Genomic DNA, 7,400 nt, shown 5'->3' with positions numbered 1-7,400 from the left:
GTGTGCAGCCGGTGGGCGGGCCCCGCGTCCCGCCCACCGGCTGCACACCCGCCGCATCGCCACCGCCGTCGACACCCAGGCCGCGTTCACCCGCATGTGCGCCGACGCACCGCGGGCGTTCTGGCTGGACAGCTCCCGCGTCGAGCAGGGGCAAGCCCGCTTCTCGTTCTTCGGGGACGGCACAGGACCGCTCGCCGAGTTCGTCCGCTACGACGTCGACACCGGCCTCTGCGAGATCGAGCGGCCCGGGCGGCCCCTGCGCAAGGTCCGCTCCACCGCCTTCGACTACCTGAAGCGGCAACTGGCGACCCGTCATGTGGACGCCACCGGACTGCCCTTCGACTTCACCGGCGGCTATGTCGGCTACTTCGGCTACGAGTCGAAGGCCGACTGTGGCTCAGTGGGCCGTCACCGGGCCGAAACCCCGGACGCCTGCTGGCTGTTCGCCGACCGGCTGATCGCGGTCGACCACGAGGAAGGCTTCACCTACGCCGTCTGCGTGGCCGAGGACACCCCGCAGGCCACCCGCGAGGCCGCCGACTGGCTCGACAGCGCGATGGCCCAGCTCACCTTCGTGTCCACCGACAAGCCGGCCCTGCCCGTACTGTCCGAACCGGACCCCCGCGCCGCCGAACCGTGGCTCGTCCGCGACCGGGCGACCTACCTCGCGGACATCGAGGCCTGCAAACGGGAGCTCAGGGCGGGCACCAGCTACGAGATCTGTCTGACCAACGCCGCCCGGTTACCCGCGCCGCACGACCCGTACGACTTCTACCGGGAGCTCAGGCGCGTCAACCCGGCGCCCTACGCGGCCTTCCTGAAGTTCGGGGACCTCGACGTGGCCGGCTCGTCCCCCGAGCGCTTCCTGCGCATCACCCGGGACGGCGTCGCCGAGGCCAAGCCCATCAAGGGCACCGCACCCCGCGGCGCCACCCCCGACGAGGACGAGCGGTTACGGGACGCGCTGGCCGCCGACGACAAGACCCGCGCCGAGAACCTGATGATCGTCGACCTGCTCCGCAACGACCTGGGCCGGGTCTGCGAGACCGGCACGGTACGGGTGTCGCGCCTCATGGCCACCGAGACGTACGCCACCGTGCACCAGCTCGTCTCCACCGTCGAGGGACGGCTGCGCGAGGGCACGGACGCCGTGGACTGCGTACGTGCCTGCTTCCCCGGCGGCTCGATGACCGGCGCGCCGAAGCTGCGCACCATGGAGATCATCGACTCCCTGGAGACCGAGGCCCGCGGCGTGTACTCCGGCGCCCTCGGCTACCTGGGATGCAGCGGCGGCGCGGACCTGAACATCGTCATCCGCACCGCCGTGTTCGCCGACGGCCTGATGTACCTGGGGGCCGGGGGCGCGATCGTCCTCGACTCCGATCCGGCCGCGGAGTACGACGAGATGCTGCTGAAGACCGCGGCACAGATGCAGGCCCACCAGGAGAAGACCGCCGTCTCCGCGACCGCCCAGGAGCCGACCCGATGACGACTCCGCAGTCCACGACGACTCTGACGACGCTGCAGGCCACCCGGACCTTCGCCGACGCCGGCGCACCCGGAAACCTGGCCGCCCACCTAGCCGCGCTCGCCGAACGGCGCGACTGGACCGCACGCACCGCCTTCCACCAGGGCCACCGGTCCTGGACCCACGGAGAGGTGCACGACCTCGCGGCCCGAGCGGCCACCGTGCTCGCCAATCACGGCGTCCGTCCCGGCGACCGGGTGCTGCTCGCGCTGCCCGACTCCGTCGCCTGGGTGACGGCCTTCCTCGCCACCGCCCGCCTCGGAGCGGTCGCGGTGCTGGTCAATCCCGAACTCACCGCCGCCGAGCACGCCTTCATGGCCGAGGACACCGGGGCCGCACTGTGCGTGACCGGACCGGGCCTCGACGACCGGTTCGCGGAACGCGAACGCCTCGGCGCCGACCAGCTGGTCGCACTCACCCGGACCGCCGAGCCGGCCGCCGAGGCCCACCCGGTCGACGCGCACAGCCCGCTGTACATCCAGTACACCTCCGGAACCACCGGCCGTCCCAAGGGAGTTGTGCACTGCCACGGCGACCCGAAGACATACCACGACCTCATCGGTAGAAGGCTGCTGAAGATCACCCCGGAGGACGTCACCCTGTCGGTGTCGAAGATGTTCTTCGCCTACGGCTTCGGCAACACCTTCGCCTTCCCGCTCTTCTCCGGCTCCTCCGCCGTCCTGATGGACCGGCGCCCGACCCCCGCCGTCATCGACGAACTCGTCGTACGGCACCGGGTGACCCTGCTCTACTCCGTGCCGTCGGCGTACGCCGCCCTGGTGGCCGACCGGGCGGACGGGCACGCCGCCTGTTTCGCCTCGGTACGCGCCGCGGTGTCGGCCGGCGAGGGGATGCCCGCCGGGCTCGGGGAACAGATCACCGCACTGCTCGGCGCACCCGTGCTGGAACAGATCGGGTCCACCGAGGCCGGGCACGCCTTCTGCGCCAACAGCTTCCAGCACAATCACCCGGGCACCGTCGGCCGCCCCGTACCCGGCTTCGAGGTGGAGCTGCGCGACAGCTCGGGACGCCCGGTGCCCGACGGCGCGGCGGGCGAACTCTGGGTACGCGGACCGACGTTGACGTCCGGTTACCTGAACCGGCCCGAGGAGACCGAGCGCACCCTGGTCGGCGGCTGGCTGGCCACCCGGGACCGGGCGCGCCGCGAACCCGACGGAACCTTCCGGCACCTGGGCCGCGCGGACGACATGGAGATGGTCGGCGGCATCACCGTCTCCCCGCTGGAGGTGGAGGCCGTACTGCGGACCCACCACGCGGTGAAGGAGGTCGTCGTGGCCGCCGTCACCGACCGGCGCGGCGCGAACCGGTTACGGGCCTTCGTCGTTCCCGTCACCCCGATACCGGCGGGCCTCGAAGCCGAACTCATCGCCCTCGCACGCGGCCACCTCGCCGCCTTCAAGGTCCCCCGCAGCGTCAGCTTCGTGCCGACGCTGCCCCGCACCTCCACCGGGAAGCTCCGCCGCCATCTCGTCCGCCAGGGCGCGTGGTGACCATGAGCGCCACCGCTTCCGCACAGGCCGCGTCCGCCACCACTGCAGAAAGGATTGGGCACATGCGACAGCAGCTGTCCCTGCTCCCTGACCGCGGCTTCTATCTGGGCCCGGTGTTCCGGCAGGCGGCCGACCACCACGGATCGGTCTTCGTCACGCTGGACCGGCCGCTGGACGTCAACCCCGACCTCGGGGTCCACCTCAGCTACCCGGTGCTGGCAGACCTCGTCGACGAACTCTCCGGCCGGCTGTGGGAGGCCGGGGTCAGGCCCTCGGAGGAGGTGGTCATCCACAAGACGGACAACGTCGACATCGTGCTGCTGGCCTGCGCCGCCTCCCGGATCGGCGCGGTACCCGCGCTGCTCTCGCCCGCCCTGGCAGGACCGGTCGTCGGACAGCTCCTCGAACGCCTCCACAAGCCCTGGCTGATCACCGACAGGGCCAAGCTGGAAGGACCGCTGAAGCACGTGGAACTCCCCGCGCTCGTACGGCGGACGCTCTCCGTGGGCGAAGCGCGCGGGGCCGTCCCCCTGGAGAAGTACGCCGGCAGCGGGCCGCCCGAGCCCGTACGCCTCCACCCCCGCGAACCCTCCCTGATCACGCACAGCTCGGGCACCACCGGCGTTCCCAAGCTCGCCGTGCACTGTCCGAACACCATGTGGAACCGGCTCGTACCGCAGAAGGCGATGGGCTGGCCCACGCGCGGCGAGACCGCGGCGCTGCACATGTCGTTCGTGCACTCGCGCTTCTACCATCTGCTCGGTGTGCTGCTGCACTTCGGCAGCCCGCTGGTGCTGATCACCCACCCGGAACCCGCCTCGGTCGGCCCCCTGCTCGCCCGCCACCGCCCCGGCATCGTCGAGACCCACCCCAACACCTTCGTACTGTGGGAGGAGCTGGCCGACGCACCCGGAGCGCCGCTGTCCCAGGTCCGCTCGTACGGCTCCACCTTCGACGCGATCCATCCGCGCACCGTGCGGCGGCTGCTCGACGCGTCGAAGCGCCGTTCGCCGTGGCTGATCCAGCTCTACGGGCAGAGTGAGACGGGCCCGGTCGCCTTCCAGTGGTTCACACGACGCAGCGCCGCCCGCGCCGACGGCCGCAGGGTCGGGACCGGGATACCCGGCTTCACCCGCGTACGCGTCGCCGACGGCTCCGGCGGGCGGGCCAAGCCGGGAACACCGGGCCCGATCGAGGCCCGTACCAGGGGACGCATCCTCACCTACCTCGGCGCCCGGGAGCAGTACCAGCGCCAACTCGACGGCGACTGGTGGCAGATGGGCGACATGGGCTACCAGAGCCGCCTGGGCGCCCTCCACCTGATCGACCGTGAGGTCGACCAGATCGACTCGGTGCACAGCAACCTGGAGGTCGAGGACACCCTGATGGACCGCCTGGAGGAATTGCGCGAGGTCGTCATCGTGCCGGGCCCCGACGGCGAGCCCGTGCCAGTGGTGTGCGTCCGCGGTGAACGGCCCCTGGACATGGAGCGCTGGCGGGAGGCCACGGCCGATCTGCCCGCGATGGCCGAGCCGCGGCAGTGGCGGTTCGAGGAGCTGCCGATGACCGCCACCTGGAAGGTGAAGCGGCTGGAGATCACCCGCATGATGGAGGCCGCACGGACCGAGAGCACCCGCACATGAGCCCCGTCGTCGTGGTGGGCGCGGGACCCGTGGGACTCTCGGCCGCCCTCGCTCTGCGCGCCCACGGACTGCCGGTCACCCTCCTGGAAGCCGACCCCGAGGGCCGCGAACGGCCGGGCAGCCGCGCCCTGTTCGTGCACCGGGAAACCCTGCACCTGCTCGACGGGATGCGCCCGGGCCTGGCCGCCGAGATCACCGCGTACGGACGGACCTGGCAGACCAAGCGCACCCTGTACCGGGGCCGCGAGGTGTACTCCCGCACCTTCCCGCCCCCGTCGGGACCACCGCCCTTCACCAGCCTGCGCCAGGTGGACACCGAGCGCTTCCTGCGCGCCGCCTGCAAGGACGCCGGCGTGGAGTTCGTGTGGGGCGCCGAGGTGGTGGGCGTACGGGCCGGCCCGACCGGCGTCACCCTGACCGACGACGACGGCCGCACCTGGACCGGCAGCCACGTCATCGCCGCCGACGGCGCCCGCTCGGCCGTACGGCGCGAACTGGGCATCGCGCTGGAGGGCAGCCACGCGGCCGGCTTCCACGTCGTGGCCGACGTCGCCGACATCCCCGGAGCGGAACTCCCGCTGGAGCGGGTCTTCCACTACGAGCACCCCGGCGTCGGCGGCCGCAGCGTCATGCGCGTGCCGTTCACCGGCGGCTTCCAGCTCGACCTCCAGTGCCGCGACGACGATCCCCGGGAGGCGTACGGCACGCAGGAGTCCGTACGCGACTGGCTGCCGGCCGTGGTGGGGGAGGGGTATGCCGAGCGGATCCTGTGGGTGTCGACGTACCGCTTCCTGCGCAAGGTCGCCGTCTCCTTCACCGATCCGCACCACCGGGTGCTCCTCGTCGGCGAGGGGGCGCATCTCTTCCCGCCGTTCGGGGCGCGCGGCATGAACAGCGGAATCGCCGACGCGGCGGCGGCCGCGGAAGCGGTTGCCACCGGAATGGCGGAAGCGGTCGCCCACTTCGCCGCGGCCCGGCGCGCGGCGGCCCTGTTCAACAGCGCCGCCGCCGGCAGCGCACTGGACCATCTGCGGCCCCGGCGGCGGATCGTACGGGTCAAGCAGCGAGCGGCGGCGGCACTGGCACCCGTCGTGCCGTGGTGCGGGGCCTGGCTGGAGCACGCGCCCTACGGGCCACGGCACGGCTCACCGGCGAGCGCCGGCCGCAAGTATTAGGGCATGCATCAAGTACCAGGGCAGGTAATGAGAGGAGTCTCTATGACACAACCGGCAATCGCGGAGGGCCTGTTGGCCTGGAACCCGGGCAGTGGTCTCACCCGTGGTCTGGCGGCCGACACCCGACTGCTGGCCGCGGACTCGTGGCTGCTGCGCGACGGACTGGTGCGCGGCTTCGACCGGCACCGCGAGCGCTTCGAGCGCGCCTGCGCCGACTGCGGCGCCCCACCGCACACACAACTCGTCGATTTCTGGCGGCACATGACCGCGGCTCTGCCCCGTACGGGCACGTGGTTCCCGCGTGTCGAACTCGTCCGAGGATCCCTCCAGTTGAGGCTCCTGCTGCGGCACGCGCCGGAACTCGCCCCCGAAGTGCGGGTGTGGGCGGCGGGCCAGCCCGACCCGCGGACCGTGCCCCGCCGCAAGGGCCCCGACCTGGACGCCCTGGCCCGGGTCCGGCAGCGGGCGGCCGGGCAGGGCGCCGAGGAGGCGGTGCTGATCGCAGCCTCGGGCCTCGTCCTGGAGGGATCGAGTTCAAGTCTCGTGTGGTGGGAGGACGACACCCTCTGCTCGGCCCCACGGCGACTGCCCCTGCTCCCGGGCGTCACCCTCGGGCTCATCGAGGAACGGGCCGCACGCACCGGCATCCGGCTCGCTCAGTGTGAGCGGACCCTGGAGGAGTTGGAGGGCCGCGAGGTGTGGCTGGTGAACGCCCTGCACGGGATCCGCCCGGTGGTCGCCTGGGAGGGACGGCCGATGGAGGCGGGCCCGGCCGTGCGGGCACCGGAATGGAGAAAATGGCTGGAGGACATCATGGAGCCGCTGCCGACCGACTGAATTCGACTTCTGTGGGGCTCTGATTGTCCGTGGAGCTGGGAATGTCCGTAGAGCTGCGGAGAGACGCCTCTGCGGCTCACACAAGATCACAGGTCACAGTGCGGCGCCTCGAGGGCGTCTCCGGAATTGAAGGCGCCGGGCCGAATTCTCCGCCCGGCGCCCTCGACTCATTTCCGGATTCAGCTTTTCACGCGGCTCAGGTCGTCTTCTGTGCGGGCTCATAAGCGCCCGGAGCCATACGCGTCGCGATGGCGATACGGTTGTACGCGTTGATGACGGTGGCCGCCCAGATCAGTGCCGCGATCTGCGCTTCGTCGAAGACCTCGGCGGCCTCCGCGTACACCGCGTCCGGGACTTGCCCGTCATGCACCAGGGTCACTGCCTCGGTCAACGCCAGTGCGGCACGCTCCTGATCGGTGAAGAACGGAGTCTCCCGCCAGGCGCTCAGCGCGTAGATGCGCTGCTCGGTCTCGCCCTGGGCGCGGGCGTCCTTCGTGTGCATGTCGAGACAGAAAGCACAGCCGTTGATCTGCGACGCGCGAATTCTGAGCAGCTCGAGCAGCTCCGGCTCGATCTTGGCGTCCCGCGCAGCGGAAACGGCGGCACCGTGCAGGGCGCCCATCGCTCCGGAAACGTCCGGGGTAATTCTCTTGAGGGACACACGGGTTATGGAATCGCTGTGGGGCATGGGGTGACTCTATCCCCG

Annotated in this window: 6 protein-coding genes; 5 read left to right on the top strand and 1 reads right to left on the bottom strand. The window is 71.3% G+C overall.

All coding sequences use genetic code 11. The annotated features are described in order from the left end of the window. The 5 genes from pabB to G5C60_RS23140 all read left to right on the top strand — a co-directional run. Positions 1 to 1,489 (top strand): aminodeoxychorismate synthase component I (pabB, locus tag G5C60_RS23160; RefSeq protein ID WP_241266999.1); only part of this gene is annotated, 1,489 nt, incomplete at its 5' end. Continuing rightward, on the top strand, positions 1,486 to 3,039 hold the full coding sequence (locus tag G5C60_RS23155) for an AMP-binding protein (RefSeq protein ID WP_165262356.1): 1,554 nt from the start codon (positions 1,486 to 1,488) through the stop codon (positions 3,037 to 3,039). The genes pabB and G5C60_RS23155, both read left to right, overlap by 4 nt. 62 nt (positions 3,040 to 3,101) lie before the next feature. Beyond that, complete coding sequence (locus G5C60_RS23150) at positions 3,102 to 4,682, top strand: class I adenylate-forming enzyme family protein (RefSeq protein WP_165262354.1); 1,581 nt, start codon at positions 3,102 to 3,104, stop codon at positions 4,680 to 4,682. Continuing rightward, on the top strand, positions 4,679 to 5,857 hold the full coding sequence (locus G5C60_RS23145; RefSeq protein ID WP_165262352.1) for an FAD-dependent oxidoreductase: 1,179 nt from the start codon (positions 4,679 to 4,681) through the stop codon (positions 5,855 to 5,857). Before G5C60_RS23150 ends, G5C60_RS23145 begins: the two co-directional genes overlap by 4 nt. A gap of 42 nt (positions 5,858 to 5,899) precedes the next feature. Next, positions 5,900 to 6,694 carry an aminotransferase class IV gene (locus tag G5C60_RS23140; protein WP_165262350.1) on the top strand — a complete coding sequence of 265 codons (795 nt, stop codon included), beginning with the start codon at positions 5,900 to 5,902 and terminating at the stop codon, positions 6,692 to 6,694. Positions 6,695 to 6,890: 196 nt separating this feature from the next. Here the strand turns inward: G5C60_RS23140 and G5C60_RS23135 are convergent, their stop codons facing one another. After that, positions 6,891 to 7,382 (bottom strand): carboxymuconolactone decarboxylase family protein, encoded by a 492-nt coding sequence (locus tag G5C60_RS23135; RefSeq protein WP_165262348.1) that lies wholly within the window; start codon positions 7,380 to 7,382, stop codon positions 6,891 to 6,893. Between the last annotated feature and the right edge of the window lie 18 nt (positions 7,383 to 7,400).

Origin of the sequence: Streptomyces scabichelini (assembly GCF_011045015.1) — a bacterium.
GTDB lineage: Bacteria > Actinomycetota > Actinomycetes > Streptomycetales > Streptomycetaceae > Streptomyces > Streptomyces scabichelini.
This window is presented reverse-complemented; position numbering and strand designations above follow the sequence as displayed.